Source organism: Streptomyces sp. NPDC058880 (assembly GCF_042742535.1).
Lineage (GTDB): Bacteria > Actinomycetota > Actinomycetes > Streptomycetales > Streptomycetaceae > Streptomyces.
The window spans coordinates 1-17,320 of sequence record NZ_JBHYMC010000093.1 but is presented as its reverse complement, the minus strand read 5'-3'; the positions used below and the strand labels follow the sequence as shown (position 1 = coordinate 17,320).

Genomic DNA, 17,320 nt, shown 5'->3' with positions numbered 1-17,320 from the left:
CCCCCCGCGCCGCGGCGCGGGGGGTCCTGCCGTTCCCGGGCCGTACGGAGTTGATCACGGCCCGTGAAGCGGCTGTCCGGATATCGGACAGAGAACGTCCGGTGATCGGACGCTCGGCACACTGGGGCCGCTTCGCCCCCGCACCGACAGGCACCTCCCCATGAGCCACAGCAGTACCGCCGCACCGCCCGAGCCGCCGCGGACCGACGCCGGATCCCCGCTCGGCAACGGACTCAAGCAGCGCCACCTCTCGATGATCGCGCTCGGCGGCGTCATCGGCGCCGGACTCTTCGTCGGATCCGGGGCCGGCATCGCCGCGGCGGGTCCCTCGATCGTGCTCGCCTACGCCGCGTCCGGACTGCTCGTGATGTTCGTGATGCGGATGCTCGGCGAGATGTCCGCCGCCAACCCCGCCTCCGGCTCCTTCTCGGTGCACGCGGAACGGGCGATCGGCCCGTGGGCCGGGTTCACCGTCGGCTGGATGTTCTGGGCGCTGCTGTGCGTGGGCGTGGCCATCGAGGCCATCGGTGCGGCGCACATCATGACGGGCTGGTTCCCGGGCACCCCGTCGTGGATGTGGGTGCTGGTCTTCATGGCACTGTTCTGTGGCTCCAACCTGGCCGCCGTCTCGAACTTCGGCGAGTTCGAGTTCTGGTTCGCGGCCCTCAAGATCGGTGCCATCGCCCTCTTCCTGGGGCTGGGCGTGCTGGCCGTCCTCGGCCTGCTGCCCGGCACCGACGCACCCGGCACGGCCAACCTGCTCCACGGCGGCGGCTTCCTGCCCGGCGGCGTGGACGGCCTGCTGGTCGGCCTGCTGGCCTCGGTCGTCGCCTACGGCGGACTGGAGACGGTCACCATCGCCGCCGCCGAGTCGGAGGACCCGGTCAAGGGGGTGGCCACGGCGGTGAGGACCACCATGTGGCGCATCGCCGTCGTCTACGTCGGCTCCATGCTCGTCATCGTCACCCTGCTGCCGTGGAACAACCCGAAGGTCAGGGAGGACGGCCCGTACGCGGCCACCCTGGACCACCTGGGCATCCCGGCCGCCGGCGACATCATGAACGTGGTCATCCTGATCGCCCTGCTGTCCGCGATGAACGCCAACATCTACGGCTCCTCGCGCATGGCCCACTCCCTCGTCTCCCGCGGCCAGGGGCCCCGGGCGCTGGGCAGGGTCGCCGGCGGCGTCCCGCGCCGGGCCGTGCTCGCCTCCTCCGGCTTCGGCTTCGCCACCGTGCTGCTGTCGTACTGGTACCCGGACACCCTGTTCGCCTGGCTGCTGAACATGGTCGGCGGCGTCATCCTCGTCGTCTGGGGCTTCATCGCCGTCTCGCAGAGCGTGTTGCGCCGCCGGCTGGAGCGCGAGGCTCCGGAGAAGCTCGTGGTGCGGATGTGGGGGTTCCCGTACCTGACCTGGGTGGCGCTGGCCGGGGTGGCCGGGGTCCTCGTGCTCATGGCTCGGGGTGAGGACACCCGAGTGCAGGTGATCTTCACCGGCGGGCTCGCCGTGGCCCTGGCCGTGACCGGATACGCGCTGCAGCGCCGGGCGGCCGTCGCCCGCTGAACACCCTTCGACCACCAGGCGGGCCCCGTGCGGAAGCACGGGGCCCGCCTGCGTCGCACAGAGGCAACCCTTACGTGTGACTGGGAATAGATACTGCTAGCGTGCAGTTGCGCATTAATTGCAATTAGCGATTGGCACGCCGAGGGGACCGGACAACACGCATGGCCATCTACACGCTTCCTGAGCTTCCGTACGACTACGCGGCGCTGGAGCCGGTGATCAACCCGCAGATCATCGAGCTGCACCACGACAAGCACCACGCGGCCTACGTCACGGGCGCCAACAACACCCTGGAGCAGCTGGCGGAGGCGCGCGACAAGGAGAACTGGGGCGCGCTCAACGGCCTGGAGAAGAACCTCGCGTTCCATCTCTCCGGCCACATCCTGCACAGCATCTACTGGCACAACATGGCCAGCCCGAAGACCGGCGAGGGCGGCGGCGAGCCCACCGCGGCCGACGGCCTGGGCGAGCTGGCCGACGCGATCACCGAGTCCTTCGGCTCCTTCGCGAAGTTCAAGAAGCAGCTGACCTTCGCGTCCTCCGCCACGCAGGGTTCCGGCTGGGGCGTGCTCGCGTACGAGCCCGTCAGCGGCCGCCTGGTCGTCGAGCAGGTCTACGACCACCAGGGCAACGTGGGTGTCGCCAGCACCCCGATCCTGGTCTTCGACGCCTGGGAGCATGCCTTCTACCTGCAGTACAAGAGCCAGAAGGTGGACTTCATCGAGGCGATGTGGAACGTCGTCAACTGGCAGGACGTCTCCCGGCGCTACGCCGACGCCAAGGCCAACACCCCGCTGCTGATCCCCGTCAAGGGCTGATCGCACGCCCGAGCCCGTCCGCCTCGTGATCGTCTTCTCAAGCCTTCACCGGCGGGCGTGTCCAACGGAAGACCCCCGTGAGGACGTGACTCACGGGGGTCTTCTGTGTCCTCGCCGTACGGGCTACTCGAAGGACGGGCCCTTGGTGCGGGTCCGCTTGATCTCGTAGAAGCCGGGCGTGGAGGCGACGAGCAGGGTGCCGTCCCACAGCCGGGCGGCGGCCTCGCCGCGCGGGGTCGGGGTCACGACGGGGCCGAAGAAGGCGATGTCGCCCTCGCCGTCGGCGCCCGGAACGGAGATCACCGGAGTGCCGACCTCCTGGCCCACGCGGTCGATGCCGTTGTCGTGCGAGGCCCGCAGCACCTCGTCGTACTCGTCGGAGTCGGCGTACGCGAGCAGCTCGGCCGGCAGGCCGACCTCGGCCAGCGCCTCGGCGATCACCTCACGGGTCGCGCCCTTGTCCTCGTTGTGGATGCGGGTGCCGAGCGCGGTATAGAGCTTGCCGGTGATCTCGTCGCCGTGCTTCTGCTGGGCGGCTATCACCACGCGCACCGGCGCCCAGCCCTTGGGGCCGAGGAGCTCGCGGTAGACCTCGGGCAGCTCGTCGAGCTTGTTCTCGTTGAGCACGGCCAGGCTCATCACGTGCCAGCGCACCTCGACGTCGCGGACCTTCTCGACCTCCAGCATCCAACGGGACGTCATCCAGGCCCAAGGGCAGAGCGGGTCGAACCAGAAGTCGACCGGGGTCTTCTCGCGCACCTGGGTCTCGCTCATGTCTCTCCTCGGTGTCGGTCTCAGGTGGAAAAAGGCGTCAACGGCGCATGTCCTCCGTCGCCAACCAGGACGCCGCCGCACGCATTCCCCCTCGTGCGAGGATTCGGTCAAGAACGCGATCGCGCACGAAGGAGTGCAGGTGCCCGGAGAGAATCTGTCCCGCGAGGAGGCCCGCGAGCGGGCCGAGCTGCTGTCCGTCGACGGGTACGAGGTCGTCCTCGACATCAGCTCGGCGGTGGACGAGGCCGAGCCGGCCGAGGGCCCGCGGACCTTCCGCTCGGTGACGACGATCCGCTTCCGGGCCGCGACGCCCGGCGGTGCCACCTTCGCGGACCTGATCGCGCCGTCGGTGAACTCGGTGACCCTGAACGGGCGGGCGCTGGACGTGTCCGCCGTCTTCGACGGGGCCCGGATCGCCCTGGACGGCCTGGCCTCCGAGAACGTCCTGGTGGTGGACGCGAACTGTGCGTACAGCCGGACGGGCGAGGGCCTGCACCGCTTCGTGGACCCGGAGGACGGCGAGGTCTACCTCTACACGCAGTACGAACCGGCCGACGCCCGCCGGGTGTACGCGAACTTCGAGCAGCCCGACCTGAAGGCGCCCTACCGCTTCGAGGTCACCGCGCCCGAGGGCTGGCAGGTGTGGAGCAACGGCGCCGAGGAGTCCCGCGAGGGCCGGACCCGCCGCTTCGCCGAGACCGCGCCGATCTCCACGTACATCACCTGCGTGGTCGCGGGGCCGTACCACTACGTGACGGACACCTACACCCGCGGCGACCTGACCATCCCGCTGGGCGCCATGTGCCGCAAGGGCCTGGCGAAGCACTTCGACGCGGACGACGTCTTCCTCGTCACCAAGCAGGGCTTCGACCTCTTCCACGAGATCTTCGACTACCCCTACCCCTTCGGGAAGTACGACCAGGCCTTCGTGCCGGAGTACAACCTGGGCGCCATGGAGAACCCGGGGATGGTGACCTTCCGGGAGGAGTACATCTTCCGCGGCAAGGTCACGCAGGCCTCGTACGAGCGGCGCGCGAACGTGATCCTCCACGAGATGGCGCACATGTGGTTCGGCGACCTGGTCACCATGAAGTGGTGGGACGACCTGTGGTTGAAGGAGTCCTTCGCGGACTTCATGGGCTCCTTCGGGCTCGTCGAGGCCACCCGCTTCGACCAGGCCTGGGTGACCTTCGCCAACAACCGCAAGGCGTGGGCCTACCGCGCCGACCAGCTGCCGTCCACGCACCCGATCACGGCCGACATCCGTGACCTGGAGGACGCGAAGCTGAACTTCGACGGCATCACCTACGCCAAGGGCGCGGCGGTGCTCAAGCAGCTGGTCGCCTACGTGGGCCGGGAGGCGTTCCTGGAGGGCGCGCGCCGCTACTTCAAGGCGAACGCCTACGGGAACACCACCCTCGACGACCTGCTGTCGGTACTCGGCGAGGTGTCCGGCCGCGACATGACCGAGTGGTCGCGGGCCTGGCTGCAGACGGCGGGCGTGAACGTGCTGACGCCGGTGGTGACCCACGACGCCCAGGGGCGGATCGCCGAGCTCGCCGTCGTCCAGGAGGGCGACGAGCTGCGTCCGCACCGGGTCGGCGTCGGCCTGTACCGGCGGGAGCCGGACGGCTCGCTGGTCCGCTACGCGCGAGCCGAGGCCGACGTCCGCGGATCCCGCTCGGTGATCGGGGAGCTGTCCGGGCAGGACCGGCCCGACCTGGTCCTGGTCAACGACGAGGACCTCACCTACTGCAAGGTCCGTTTCGACGAGGGTTCGCTGGCCGCGCTGCGCGCGCACCTGGGCGACCTGACGGATCCGCTGGCGCGGGCGCTGAGCTGGTCGGCACTGTGGAACCTGACGCGGGACGGCCTGATGCCGGCGCACGACTTCGTCTCGCTGGTACTGGCGCACGCGGGCCGGGAGACGGACGTCGGCGTCCTGCAGCAGCTGCACGCGCAGGCTCGCGCCTCGATCACCCACTACGCGGCGCCGGACCGGCGCGAGCAGGTCGGCCGGGACCTGGCGGCGGGAGCGCTGCACGAGCTGCGGGCGGCGGCGCCGGGGTCGGAGCACCAGCTGACCTGGGCTCGGTTCTTCGCGGCGAGCGCGGCGACCGAGGGCGACTTCCAGCTGCTCCTCGGGCTGCTGGAGGGCTCGGCGCGGATCGACGGGCTGGAGGTGGACCAGGAGCTGCGCTGGGACTTCCTGCTGCCGCTGGCCGCGCACGGTGCGGTGGACGAGGCAGTCCTCGCCGCCGAACTGGCGCGGGACGACACGGCGTCGGGCAAGCGGCACCAGGTGCGGTGCCTGGCGGCTCGTCCCTCGCAGGCGGTGAAGGACCAGGCGTGGGCCGCGGTCGTCGAGTCGGACGCGCTGTCGAACGCCCTGGTGGAGGCGACGATCGCGGGTATGCAGCAGTCGTCGCAGCGGGACCTGCTGGCGGCCCACGCGGGGCGCTACTTCGAGGTCATCGAGCGGGTGTGGTCGGACCGGTCGATCCAGATCGCGATGGACATCGTCAAGGGGCTCTACCCCTCGCTCCAGGGCGACGCCGCCACGCTGGACGCCACGGACGCCTGGCTGGCCGGACACGAGGACGCCGCCCCGGCGCTGCGCCGCCTGGTCCTGGAGTCCCGCGACGACCTGGCCCGGGCCCTTGCCGCGCAGCGGTGCGACGCGGCGGCCGGCTGACCGGCCCCGGGCCCGTGCTCTGCCCGGCCCCGGGCCCGTGCTCTGCCCGGCTCCGGGGCGGGGTCCGGGCGGGGTCCGGGCGGAGCCCCGGCAGCCGCGGTGCGGTCCGGTCACCCGTACGGGCGCACCTCATCGGCAGTCGAACGCCCGTACTTTAGCCCCGGCTTGTCCGGATTTGCCGACGAGCGTGTAACAGGGGTTAGCAAGGCCATGGCCTGAGGGAATCACCGCGTCATGAACCACAACGCACCCCTCCCCCTCGCCCACCTCACCGGCAACAGCCCGCGCGTGCTGACCCTCGCCCAGCTGCGCGAGCACGGCGTGAGCGCTTCCGAGGCCGCCGAGCGGCCCTGGCAGCAGATCCTGCCCGGTGTGTTCCTGCTCCACACCGGGCCGGCGACCAGCGAGGAACGGCTGCACGCGGCGCTGCTGTACGCGGGCCGGCGCGGCGCGGGCGAGGCCATGATCACCGGGCTGGCGGCCCTGGCCCTGTACCGCTTCCCCTCCGCGCCCCCGCTGCTCGCCCTCTCGCACATCGACGTCCTGGTGCCGGGCACCCGGCGGCTGCGGTCCACCGGCGACGTGCGGATCGTGCGCGTGCACACCGCGCCCCGACCCCAGGAGGTCACCGGGCTGCCCGTGGCGCCCGTCGCGCGGGCCGTCGCCGACGCCGTCGCGCAGCTCGACGACGCCGGTACCGTACGCCGGCTGCTGAGCGAGGCGGTCCGCAGCGGGGCGTGCGAACCGGCCGCCGTCGTACGGGAGCTGACGGTGGCCCGGCTGCTGAACCGGCCGCACGTGGTCGACGCCGTCGAGTCCCTGCTGGCGGAGGGCCGGGCGATCGCCGAGGACCGGCTCTACCAGGTCGTCCGCGGCCATGGACTGCCCGACCCCGTATGGAACGTGGACCTGCGGATCCCCGGCGGTCCGCACCTCGGCGGCGTCGACGCGTTCTGGCCCGAGCACGCCGTGGCCGTGGAGATCGACACCCGCGCCCCGCGTCAGGGGGAGGACGAGGAGTGGTCCGCGTGCGTGCGCAAGCGGGAGGCCCTGGAGCGGCTCGGGGTGACCGTCGTCCACATCACCCCGCGCAAGCTCCGGGACTGGCCCGAGCAGCAGGCCGCGGTCATCCGGACCGCCCTGACGGCTTCCGGTGACCGCGAGCCCGCCGCCTACCTGGTGGTGCTCCCGAGGTGAGGGGAGTACTCCGGGGTGCTCCACAACAGCCGCCCCGGATGTACGGCCTCCACCACCGACTCCACCCTGAAGCGGGTGCGACGGCTGCCGTCGGACGCGAACTCCGTCCGGGCCCGGCCGCTGAGCTGGAGGACGGCCCCGCTCGCCCAGTCCGGGAAGAGCAGCCCGGCCCGCGGGTCGGCGGTCAGGTTCCCCAGGGTCAGGAACATGGAGTTGCCCGCGTAGTCGGGCCAGGTCAGCTCGGCCGGTGACAGCACCTCCACGAAGCCCGGCAAGCCGCCGCGGTGGCTGGCGTCGGCCCCGTCCGGTCCCGTGGTGGCGACGAAGAAGGTGTCGGCCGCCCGTACGGTCCGCACCTGGCCGGCGGTGAGCGCGTCCCCGCGGTGCACCACTCCGGCCCCCTCCGCGACCCGTTCCAGCGGCTGCCGCTTCTGCAGGTACTTCGGACAGTTGGCGAAGACCTGCTCCGCCTCGACGGCGAAGCCCCGCGGGGTCGTCGCGAGCGTTCCGTTGAGCCGCATCCGGCGCCGGGTGCGCGGGTCGAGGGCGAGGGTCCCGACCCGGGTCCCGGCCGTGGCCAGCGCTTCGGCGAGCGGATCACCCGCGAGCGGACCGCTCGTGACGGCGATCCGGTGCGGGCCGGTGGCCCGCACGAAGCCGGGCGGCCCGGTGAGCCAGGAGGCCCACATCCGGCCGGCGCCGTCCGCGGCCCCGACGACCAGGTGCGGCTGGAGCTCCAGGAAGGCCGCGGCGACGTCGCGGATGCCCGTTGTGATCGAACGGCCGACGTGCTCGGCCGGCCCGCGCACGCCGACCCGCTCCTGCACCGCCAGCGAACCCCGGTGATAGACCCCGCTCATGAGAAGAACCCGCAGGTCGGCGCCCCTGCGGTGGGAGCGGGGGCACCCTCGGCACCGGCCGGTACGGAGATCTCCAGGCGGATGCCGTCGGGGTCGTGGAAGAAGATGCCGCCGGAGGCCGTGCCCTCGCCGTGCGCGACGAGGCCCTCGTGGGCGAAGGTGACGCCCAGGCCGCGCAGCCGCTCCTCGTACGCGCGCACCTCCTCGACCGTGCCGGCCGAGAGGGCCAGGTGGTGCAGGCCCGCAGCGGTTGGCACGAAGGGGCCGTCGGCCTGCTGCCAGAGCGTGAGGACGGGCTCGCCGTCCTGGCCCAGGAAGGCGAAGCGGCGACCCTCCTCCTTGCCTTCCTCCAGCGCCTGGAAGCCGAGGGCGTCCCGGTAGAAGGCGAGCGAACGGTCCAGATCGGTGACGTTCAGGCCGACGTGCCCGGTGCGGAGCTTGCTGATGGCGGTGGTCATGACGGGTCCTTCCCCAGAGGCCGTTCAACGAATTCTAACCTTCTACATGCACTTTAAAGGTTAGAGAGGAGGGCGTCAACCGTTCACGTATCCTTGAGGGGTTAGTGAATGAGGAGAGGGACATGACGACTGCGGACCCGCGACCCCTGACCGGGGAGCCGATCGCCCTCGACCTGCTGAACACGCGCTGGATGCGCGAGGGTGAGCCCGTCGACCTCTTCGCCGGCGCCTTCGGTCTCGGCCGGGTCGAAGGGCTCGCGGTCTGGCTGCGGTCCACCGGACTGGCCGACCGGTTCCGGGCCGACGCCCCGACCCTCGTCCACCTGATGACCGCGCGCGAGGCCTTGGCCCGCGCGGTGGCGGACCCGACCGACGACAGTGCACGGGCACTCGTGGACGCCGTACTGGAGCACGGCCGCATCCGCGCCACCCTGACCCCCGAAGGTCCCGGCGAGCGGGCCGAGTTCGCCGATCCGGCCTGGGGTCCGGCCTGGACGGCCGCGCGCGACTACCTCGACCTGCTGAGCTCGACGCCCGAGCGGATCCGCGCCTGCGCCTCGGAGACGTGCATCCTGCACTTCCACGACACCTCGCGCAACGGAACGCGGCGGTGGTGCTCGATGTCGTCCTGCGGGAACAGGGCGAAGGCCTCGCGCCACTACGCGCGCACGCGCGAGCGCTGATCGCTCGAAATCTGTCACACCGGTGCCGGCGCCCGGCCTCGCGCCGGTGTCGACTCGGGGCCACCATGTCGATAAATCGACTACTTGGCCCCAGGGTTTCGCACCACTGTGCCCGGATACGGGCCCACTGGCGGAAACACCGCACTGGCGAGTGTCCGCCACGGTAGGTCTCGGTCGATGACATCCCTCCCCAAAGAGCGGTCCGTTGCGCAAAGCTGACCGGTCATCCGGCACCGAAATCCGGACCGTATCTTTCACTTACCAGGGATGCTGATGACCCTCGAATCCCCCAGCTCCATACCCGGGGCCAGACGCGCCGTGCGCGTCGCGGCCGCGGCCGGCCTGGTCGCCGCCCTCGTGGCCGGCGGCGCCGTGCCCGCGTTCGCGGCGACCGGCACGGACACCCCGGGCACCTCACCGGCCGTCAAGTCCGCCGACCAGAAGCTCGGTTCGGCCGACGTCGAGCTCCTCCAGGAGGCCAAGGCCAAGGGTGACGCGAACGTCACCGTCATGGTCGCGACCGCCCCCGGCCAGACCAAGCAGGTCGCCGACCAGCTGGACTCCGTCCAGGGCGCCTCGGTCGGCCGGACCTACGACAACCTGGGCTACGTGCGCGCCACCCTGCCGACCGGCAAGGCGGAGGCCGCGCTGAAGGCGGCCGCCAAGCTGTCCTCGGTGCACGGCATCGACCTGCGTCACGAGATCCAGCTGCCCGACCCGCGGCCCGACGCCGGCCGGGAGAGCGGCACGGCCAAGAAGACATCGGCCGGGACGTACGCGGCGCCGGACCGGAACACCCCGGCGAAGAACCCGTACAACCCGTCCTTCGAGACCGGGGCGGTCGACTTCGTCGCGCAGAACCCGCAGGCCGACGGCCGCGGTGTGACGATCGGCATCATGGACTCGGGTGTCGACCTCGGCCACCCGGCCCTGCAGAAGACCACCACCGGCGAGCGCAAGATCGTCGACTGGGTGACGGCGACCGACCCGATCACCGACAACGACGGGACCTGGCGGGCCCAGATCACCCCGGTCACCACCGCGGGCGGCACCTTCACCGCGGGCGGCCAGAGCTGGAAGGCGCCCGAAGGCAGCTTCCAGTGGAGCCGCTTCAGCGAGTCGATCACCGCGAACGGTGACATGAAGGGTGACGTCAACCGGGACGGGGACACCACCGACCGGTTCGGCATGCTGTACGACGCGGCCGCCGGCACCGTGCGTGTCGACACCGACCAGGACGGCGACTTCACCAACAACGAGCCGATGAAGCCGTACAAGGACGGCTACCAGATCGGTTACTTCGGCACGGACAACCCGGCGACCGACGTCGCCGAGCGGATCCCGTTCGTGATCGAGATCCGCAAGGACGTCCCGATGGACCCGCTGGGCGGGGACTGGGTCGGCAAGAAGGTCGACTTCGTCAACATCGGCATCATCGAGTCCGAGCACGGCACGCACGTCGCCGGCATCACCGCCGCCAACAGCCTCTTCGGCGGCAAGATGAACGGCGAGGCGCCCGGCGCCAAGCTCGTCTCCTCGCGCGCCTGCTCCTGGTCCGGCGGCTGCACCAACATCGCGCTGACCGAGGGCATGATCGACCTCGTCGTCAACCGCGGTGTGGACATCGTCAACATGTCCATCGGCGGCCTGCCGGCGCTGAACGACGGCAACAACGCGCGCGCCGAGCTCTACCGCAACCTCATCGACACCTACGGGGTCCAGCTGGTCATCTCCGCCGGCAACTCCGGCCCGGGGCTGAACACCATCGGCGACCCGGCCCTCGCGGACAAGGTCATCTCCGTGGGCGCCTCGGTCTCGAAGGAGACCTGGGCCGCCAACTACGGCTCCGGCGTGAGCACGAAGTACAACATGTTCCCCTTCTCCTCGCGCGGTCCGCGTGAGGACGGCGGCTTCACGCCGACCATCAGCGCCCCCGGCGCGGCCATCAACACCATCCAGACCTGGCTGCCCGGCGCGCCGGTGAAGGAGGCCGGCTACACCCTGCCGGCCGGTTACGGCATGCTCCAGGGCACCTCGATGGCCTCGCCGCAGGCCGCGGGCGCGAGCGCCCTGCTGATCTCGGCCGCGAAGCAGCAGAACATCAAGCTGACCCCGGCCTCCCTGCGCATCGCGCTGACGAGCTCCGCGAAGAAGATCCACGACGTCCCGGCGCACGCGCAGGGTTCGGGTCTGATCGACGTGAACGGCGCGTGGGAGTCCATCCAGCGCGACGCCAGGGCCAACGAGTTCACCGTCAAGGCGCCGGTCGACACCGCGATCGACCAGTTCCTGAAGACCCCGGGCTTCGGCACCGGCCTGTACGACCGCGAGGGCGGCCTCAAGGTCGGCCAGAAGAAGGTCTACAACGTCGTCGTCACCCGCACCACGGGTGTCAAGTACGGCACCCGGCACGACCTGAGCTGGCGCAACAACGACGGCACCTTCAAGGTCATCGGCGGCTACGACTACGTCACCCTGCCGCTGAACAAGCCCGTCACCATCAAGGTCGAGGCCAAGCCCAAGACGGCCGGCGTCCACAGCGGCATCCTGCAGCTGGACGACGAGACCACCGAGGGCATCGACAAGCAGATCCTGACGACCGTCGTGGCTTCCGCCCCCCTGGCCGCGCCGGCGTTCTCCCTGTCGCAGTCCTCCACCGTGGAGCGCAACTCGCACAAGTCGTACTTCGTGACGGTGCCGCCGGGTGCCAAGAGCCTGGAGGTCGCCCTCAGCGGTCTCGCGGCCGGCGCCCAGACGCGCTTCATCGCGATCCACCCGTACGGCGTGCCGGTGGACCCCACGTCCACCATCAACTGCTACCCGAACTACGACAACCCGGCCAACACCTGCCGTCCCGACGTGCGCTCGTACCCCGAGCCGGCGCCGGGCGTCTGGGAGATCGAGGTCGAGGCCCGTCGTACGTCGCCGGTCCTGGACAACCCGTTCACGCTGGACGTCTCCGTGCTCGGCGCTGCCTTCGACCCCGCGGTCAAGGTCCTGCCCGAGGTGAAGCAGGGCACCCCGGCCCCGGTCCAGTGGAGCGTCAAGAACTCCGGGGCGGCCATCTCCGGCGGCAAGCTCAAGGGCGGCCCGCTCGGTTCCGCGAAGGTCGCCAAGCCGACCATCGCGGACGGTGAGACCCAGACCACCGAGATCGCGGTGCCCGCGGGCACCTCCCGCCTCGACGTCGCGATCGGCAAGGTGTCCGACACCGCCGCCGACCTCGACCTTGAGGTCTACAAGGACGGCGTCAAGGTGGGCTCCTCCGCCGACGGCGACTCCGAGGAGGCCGTGAGCCTGGTGAACCCGGCCGCGGGCACCTACACGGTCAAGGTGATCGGCTACGCGGTCCCGGCCGGCTCCACCACCTACGACTACCGCGACGTGTTCTTCTCGGCCGCCCTGGGCTCCGTCCAGGTCGACGAGGCCGCCGCGGTGAACCTCGCCACCGGCGCCACCGCGCAGGTCTCGGCGAACGTCCTGGTCACCGGCGCGGCCCCGGAGGGCCGTCAGTTCTTCGGCCAGGTCGAGCTGCTCAACGCCCGCGGCACCGCTGCGGGCACCGGCAGCGTGCAGATCGAGAAGGTCCTCCCCTAGCACCTTCCGCGGGGAACCCGAGGGGGCGGCGCTCTGACGAGCACCGCCCCCTCGGGCCGTTTCCCCTCCGGCTCCGGCTCCGACTCCGACCAGGCAAAACGGCTGTTCCGGAGCCGGCGGGGCACCCCCGTCACGCAGGCGTCACGGGGGTGCGCATCCAGAAAACCGTCCGTTCCTCGGACAATGAATTGGACAAGGCGCGTGGGGTCGAACGCATGATGGCTCCACGCGCGCCCGCGTCGTACGGAGCAGAAGGAGTCACCGTGAGGGTCGGAATCGTCGGAGCCACCGGTCAGGTCGGCGCAGTCATGCGCAGCATCCTCGCCGAGCGCAAGTTCCCGGTGGACGAGCTGCGCCTGTTCGCCTCGGCCCGGTCCGCCGGCTCGACGATCGAGTGGGAGGGCCGCGAGATCACCATCGAGGACGCCTCCGCGGCCGACTACTCCGGCCTGGACATCGTGCTCTTCTCCGCGGGCGGCGCCACCTCGAAGGCCCTGGCCGAGAAGGTCGCCTCGCAGGGCGCCGTGGTCATCGACAACTCCTCCGCCTGGCGCAAGGACCCCGAGGTCCCCCTCGTGGTCTCCGAAGTCAACCCGCACGCGATCCGGAACCGCCCCAAGGGCATCATCGCGAACCCGAACTGCACCACCATGGCGGCCATGCCGGTGCTGCGCCCGCTCCACGACGAGGCCGGCCTGACCTCGCTGGTCGCCACCACCTACCAGGCGGTCTCCGGCTCCGGCCTGGCCGGTGTGGCCGAGCTCGACGGCCAGGTCAAGGCCGTTGCCGAGGGCGCGACCGGGCTGGTCCACGACGGCGGTGCCGTCGACTTCCCCGAGCCGGGCGTCTACAAGCGTCCGATCGCCTTCAACGTGCTCCCGCTCGCCGGTTCGATCGTCGACGACGGCTCCTTCGAAACCGACGAGGAGCAGAAGCTGCGCAACGAGTCCCGCAAGATCCTGGAGATCCCGGAGCTCAAGGTCTCGGGCACCTGCGTGCGCGTACCGGTCTTCTCCGGGCACTCCCTCCAGATCAACGCCCGCTTCGACCGGCCGATCAGCGTCGAGCGCGCCTACGAGCTGCTGAAGGACGCCGCGGGCGTGGAGCTCTCCGAGATCCCGACCCCCCTCCAGGCCGCAGGCCAGGACGCCTCGTACGTGGGCCGCATCCGCGTCGACGAGACGGTGGACAACGGCCTCGCGCTGTTCGTGTCGAACGACAACCTCCGCAAGGGCGCCGCGCTGAACGCGGTCCAGATCGCGGAGCTCGTGGCCGAGGAGCTGCGCGGCTGACCCCGCACCCGGAACCGCACCGACCGGAGGGCGGGCGCCGCACGGCGCCCGCCCTCCGGGCACGTCAGGGCCGGCGCACCTCGAACAGGAAGCAGCCGTACTCGGCGGCGCGGACGTGCACGAGGGCCACCGCGGGGTCGGCGAAGGCGTCGCCGAGAGCCCGCTCGATCATCCCGTCGGGATCTTCTCCGAGGTCCAGGAGCCGCCCGCCGAGGATGTGCCCGCGGGCGTCGTACCGCCGGACGGTGCGCCGCGCCCCGGACCGGACGAAGGGGTGTGCGTCGCCGCCGGCGGGGCCCCCGCACGCCTCGGCGTGGACGAAGACGGGCCCCTGTTCGTCGTAGGCGCCGGGATCGGCGCCGGTACGGGCCGCCCAGCGCCGCAGCGGCGCGTACGAGACGAGGGCGATCCGCTCCCCCACCTCACTGGGGCGCAGGCAGCACCGCAGCGGCTCACCGCCCTTCTCGTCGGGGTACGGGACGAGTGGCCGTCCCGCATCGTCGTGCGCGCGGAGCTCCTGGAGCGCCGCCTCCTCGATGGGCCTGGCCCGGTGTCTGATGGTCATGCCCAGCAGCCTGCCGGGAACGGGCTCGTCCGTCCGGCGGGTTTCCGACCTCGCGTTCGCCCGTGGATTACTCCGGGGCGGTGACCCTGCCCCCATGGAAGGATGGCGGGGCAACGTCACCATCGAAGGAGATGACCGCGTGCCAGGCACGAACCTCACCCGTGAAGAGGCTCAGCAGCGTGCGAAGCTGCTCACCGTCGACTCGTACGAGATCGAACTCGATCTCAGCGGTGCGCAGGAGGGTGGCACCTACCCGTCCGTGACCACCGTGCGCTTCCAGTCGGCCGAGGCCGGGGCGGAGACCTTCATCGACCTGGTCGCCCCCGCGGTGCACGAGGTCGTCCTCAACGGCAAGGCGCTGGACGTCGCCGCCGTCTTCCGCGACTCCCGGATCGCCCTGGCGCACCTCGCTGCCGGGGCCAACGAGCTGCGGGTCGTCGCGGACTGCGCGTACACGAACACCGGTGAAGGCCTCCACCGCTTCGTCGACCCGGTCGACCAGCAGGCCTACCTGTACACCCAGTTCGAGGTGCCGGACGCCCGGCGGGTCTTCGCCAGCTTCGAGCAGCCCGACCTGAAGGCCACGTTCCAGTTCACCGTGACGGCCCCCGAGGGCTGGACGGTCGTCTCGAACTCCCCCCGGGTCGTTCCCGAGGGCGCGGCGCAGGCGGACGTCAAGGACACCGTCTGGCGTTTCGAGCCGACCCCGCGCATCTCCTCGTACATCACGGCGCTGATCGTCGGCCCGTACCACTCGGTGCACAGCTCGTACGAGGGCAGGGACGGCCAGTCCGTACCGCTCGGCATCTACTGCCGCCCCTCGCTCGCCGAGTTCCTCGACGCAGAAGCGATCTTCGACGTGACCCGGCAGGGCTTCGACTGGTTCCAGGAGAAGTTCGCCTACGACTACCCCTTCGCCAAGTACGACCAGCTCTTCGTGCCGGAGTTCAACGCGGGCGCGATGGAGAACGCGGGCGCGGTCACCATCCGCGACCAGTACGTCTTCCGCTCGAAGGTGACGGACGCGGCGTACGAGGTGCGCGCCGAGACCATCCTCCACGAGCTCGCCCACATGTGGTTCGGCGACCTCGTCACCATGGAGTGGTGGAACGACCTGTGGTTGAACGAGTCGTTCGCCACCTACACCTCGATCGCGTGCCAGGCGTACGCGGAGGGCTCGAAGTGGCCGCACGCGTGGACCACCTTCGCCAACTCCATGAAGACGTGGGCGTACCGGCAGGACCAGCTGCCGTCCACGCACCCGATCATGGCGGACATCCGCGACCTCGACGACGTCATGGTCAACTTCGACGGCATCACGTACGCCAAGGGCGCCTCGGTGCTCAAGCAGCTCGTCGCCTACGTCGGCATGGACGCCTTCTTCAAGGGGGTGCAGGCCTACTTCAAGGCGCACGCCTTCGGCAACACCCGCTTGTCGGACCTGCTGGGCGCGCTGGAGGAGACCTCGGGCCGCGACCTGGCGGCCTGGTCGAAGGCATGGCTGGAGACGGCCGGCATCAACGTCCTGCGCCCGGAGGTCACCACCGACGCGAACGGCGTGATCACCGCCTTCGGCATCCGCCAGGAGGCGCCCGCTCTGCCCGCCGGCGCCCAGGGCGAGTCCACGCTGCGCCCGCACCGCATCGCGGTGGGCCTGTACGAGCTCCAGGACGGCGCGCTGGTGCGCACCGACCGCATCGAGCTGGACATCGACGGCGCGCTGACCACGGTGCCGGAGCTGGTGGGACGTGCCCGTCCGGCGGTGTTCCTGCTGAACGACGACGACCTGTCGTACGCGAAGGTCCGTCTGGACGAGGCCTCCCTCGCCGCGGTCACCGCCCACATCGGCGACTTCGCGGAGTCCCTGCCGCGTGCCCTGTGCTGGGCGTCGGCCTGGGACATGACGCGTGACGGGGAACTCGCCACCCGCGACTACCTCGCGCTGGTGCTCTCGGGCATCGGCAAGGAGTCCGACATCGGCGTCGTGCAGTCCCTGCACCGCCAGGTGAAGTTGGCCATCGACCTGTACGCGGACCCGGCGTGGCGCGAGGAGGGGCTGGCGGCCTGGACCGAGGCCACCCTGGAGCACCTGCGTGCGGCGGAGCCGGCCGGTGACCACCAGCTGGCATGGGCGCGGGCGTTCGCGGCATCGGCCCGCACCGAGGAGCAGCTGGCGTACCTGTCGGCCCTGCTGGACGGCTCGGCCGAGGTCGAGGGCCTGGCCGTCGACACCGAGCTGCGGTGGGCGTTCCTGGAGCGGCTCGCCGCGACGGGCGCCGCGGACGAGCCGGAGATCGCGGCGGAGCTGGAGCGGGACGCGACGGCGGCCGGCGAGCGGCACGCGGCGACCGCGCGGGCGGCTCGCCCGACGGCGGCGGCGAAGGCCGCGGCGTGGGCCTCGGTGGTGGAGTCCGGCGACCTGCCGAACGCGGTGCAGGAGGCCGTGATCGGCGGCTTCGTCCAGTCCGACCAGCGCGAGCTGCTGGCCCCGTACACCGCGAAGTTCTTCGCGGTGGTCAAGGAGGTCTGGGAGACCCGCAGCCACGAGATCGCCCAGCAGATCGCGGTGGGCCTGTACCCGGCGCTCCAGGTCTCGCAGGAGACCCTGGACGCGACGGACGCCTGGCTGGCCTCGGCCGGCCCGAGCGCCGCGCTGCGGCGTCTGGTGTCGGAGTCCCGGTCGGGCGTCGAACGTGCGCTGAAGGCCCAGGCCGCCGACTCCGCCGCCGCTCGGGTCTGAGGGCTCCCGGGCTCTGCCCGCCCCGCGGGAGCAGTGCCCCGCCCGGGCCCGGGGCCTCCCGCGGGAGGCCCCGGGCC

12 protein-coding genes are annotated in these 17,320 nt (G+C 71.1%); 8 read left to right on the top strand and 4 right to left on the bottom strand.

Features of this window, described 5'->3' with window-relative positions:
• The first annotated feature begins 160 nt into the window (after positions 1–160).
• Both ACFW2G_RS31330 and ACFW2G_RS31325 read left to right on the top strand, forming a co-directional pair.
• Positions 161–1,564: an amino acid permease gene (locus ACFW2G_RS31330; RefSeq protein ID WP_384445869.1), complete on the top strand. Its 1,404-nt coding sequence runs from the start codon at positions 161–163 to the stop codon at positions 1,562–1,564.
• A 161-nt stretch (positions 1,565–1,725) separates the two neighbouring features.
• Positions 1,726–2,382, top strand: coding sequence for a superoxide dismutase (locus ACFW2G_RS31325; RefSeq protein WP_384585141.1), 657 nt, complete (start codon positions 1,726–1,728; stop codon positions 2,380–2,382).
• Between the two features lie 123 nt (positions 2,383–2,505).
• Here ACFW2G_RS31325 and ACFW2G_RS31320 read toward each other — a convergent pair whose 3' ends face one another.
• Positions 2,506–3,156 carry a DsbA family protein gene (locus ACFW2G_RS31320; RefSeq protein WP_384445871.1) on the bottom strand — a complete coding sequence of 217 codons (651 nt, stop codon included), beginning with the start codon at positions 3,154–3,156 and terminating at the stop codon, positions 2,506–2,508.
• 139 nt (positions 3,157–3,295) lie between these two features.
• On the opposite strand from ACFW2G_RS31320, the gene pepN (ACFW2G_RS31315) reads away from it, so the two are divergent.
• On the top strand, positions 3,296–5,851 hold the full coding sequence (pepN, locus tag ACFW2G_RS31315; protein WP_384445873.1) for an aminopeptidase N: 2,556 nt from the start codon (positions 3,296–3,298) through the stop codon (positions 5,849–5,851).
• 234 nt (positions 5,852–6,085) lie between these two features.
• Positions 6,086–7,048, top strand: a complete 963-nt coding sequence (locus ACFW2G_RS31310) for a hypothetical protein (RefSeq protein WP_384445875.1) — start codon at positions 6,086–6,088, stop codon at positions 7,046–7,048.
• Here the strand turns inward: ACFW2G_RS31310 and ACFW2G_RS31305 are convergent.
• Both ACFW2G_RS31305 and ACFW2G_RS31300 read right to left on the bottom strand, forming a co-directional pair.
• On the bottom strand, positions 7,024–7,908 hold the full coding sequence (locus ACFW2G_RS31305; protein WP_384445877.1) for a pyridoxamine 5'-phosphate oxidase family protein: 885 nt from the start codon (positions 7,906–7,908) through the stop codon (positions 7,024–7,026). The two genes, ACFW2G_RS31310 and ACFW2G_RS31305, sit on opposite strands and share 25 nt — an antisense overlap.
• On the bottom strand, positions 7,905–8,366 hold the full coding sequence (locus tag ACFW2G_RS31300) for a VOC family protein (RefSeq protein WP_037923680.1): 462 nt from the start codon (positions 8,364–8,366) through the stop codon (positions 7,905–7,907). The genes ACFW2G_RS31305 and ACFW2G_RS31300 overlap by 4 nt, the downstream gene beginning before the upstream one ends.
• 122 nt (positions 8,367–8,488) lie before the next feature.
• Between ACFW2G_RS31300 and ACFW2G_RS31295 the strand changes: the two genes are divergently transcribed.
• The 3 genes from ACFW2G_RS31295 to ACFW2G_RS31285 all read left to right on the top strand — a co-directional run bounded on the left by ACFW2G_RS31295 (position 8,489) and on the right by ACFW2G_RS31285 (position 13,938).
• Positions 8,489–9,049, top strand: a complete 561-nt coding sequence (locus ACFW2G_RS31295) for a CGNR zinc finger domain-containing protein (RefSeq protein WP_384445881.1) — start codon at positions 8,489–8,491, stop codon at positions 9,047–9,049.
• A 273-nt stretch (positions 9,050–9,322) separates the two neighbouring features.
• Positions 9,323–12,646: a S8 family serine peptidase gene (locus ACFW2G_RS31290; protein ID WP_384445883.1), complete on the top strand. Its 3,324-nt coding sequence runs from the start codon at positions 9,323–9,325 to the stop codon at positions 12,644–12,646.
• A gap of 263 nt (positions 12,647–12,909) precedes the next feature.
• On the top strand, positions 12,910–13,938 hold the full coding sequence (locus ACFW2G_RS31285) for an aspartate-semialdehyde dehydrogenase (RefSeq protein ID WP_037923676.1): 1,029 nt from the start codon (positions 12,910–12,912) through the stop codon (positions 13,936–13,938).
• Positions 13,939–14,002: 64 nt separating this feature from the next.
• Here the strand turns inward: ACFW2G_RS31285 and ACFW2G_RS31280 are convergent, their stop codons facing one another.
• Positions 14,003–14,503, bottom strand: coding sequence for a DUF1203 domain-containing protein (locus ACFW2G_RS31280; RefSeq protein ID WP_384445885.1), 501 nt, complete (start codon positions 14,501–14,503; stop codon positions 14,003–14,005).
• 139 nt (positions 14,504–14,642) lie between these two features.
• On the opposite strand from ACFW2G_RS31280, the gene pepN (ACFW2G_RS31275) reads away from it, so the two are divergent.
• Positions 14,643–17,243, top strand: a complete 2,601-nt coding sequence (gene pepN, locus ACFW2G_RS31275; protein WP_384445887.1) for an aminopeptidase N — start codon at positions 14,643–14,645, stop codon at positions 17,241–17,243.
• Positions 17,244–17,320: the final 77 nt, after the last annotated feature.